At 68.6% G+C, this 529-nt stretch carries 1 protein-coding gene and 1 pseudogene; both read left to right on the top strand.

Going from position 1 to position 529, the window contains the following annotated elements; all coding sequences use genetic code 11:
• Positions 1 to 332: LysR substrate-binding domain-containing protein (locus MBTS_RS23320; protein ID WP_244973635.1), on the top strand; the 332-nt coding region annotated here is incomplete at its 5' end.
• A gap of 64 nt (positions 333 to 396) precedes the next feature.
• Positions 397 to 529: pseudogene (locus MBTS_RS23945) on the top strand (manganese-binding transcriptional regulator MntR); the annotation flags it as partial.

The raw sequence follows: 529 nt of genomic DNA, 5'->3' as shown, positions 1-529 counted from the left end.
CCATCACCCGCTTCCTCGCCGACAAGGCCATGCGCACCGGGCGACCGCTCATGCGGCTGCGGGTCCAGCTGCGCGGCTTCGATGCGGTGTGCCGGCTGGTGGAATGCGGCGTCGGGCTCGGAATCGTCCCCGAAACCACAGCCCGGCGCGCCGCGCGCTCCATGGGCCTCGATATCGTGCCGCTCCTCGACCCCTGGGCCGCGCGCGACCTCACCATCTGCCTGCGATCCCTCGAAGCGCTGCCGGTTTTCGCCCGGGAATTCGTCGCTCACCTACGCGTGGGCGCATCACGGCCCGGTTTAGGGCTCCCCTCGGGGGCCGGCCTTGGCTAAACACGGCTCGGGAACGGAATGGTCCGTGTCCGTGACACCGATGAAGCAAGGGGTGCCCGGCATCATGCAGGATTCGTCGCGATCCATGCCCGACGCCCCTCTGGTCGATCCGGACGTCCATGTGGAGAGCTTCCGGCAGGCCCGCGAGGCGCGCCGCCTCGAACTCGTGGAAGATTATGTGGAGCTGATCGCCGATC

The sequence above is a fragment of the Methylobacterium bullatum genome (genome assembly GCF_014845095.1).
GTDB classification, from domain to species: domain Bacteria; phylum Pseudomonadota; class Alphaproteobacteria; order Rhizobiales; family Beijerinckiaceae; genus Methylobacterium; species Methylobacterium bullatum.
The sequence above is the reverse complement of the archived record's forward strand: the minus strand, read 5'-3'. Positions and strand labels throughout refer to the sequence as shown.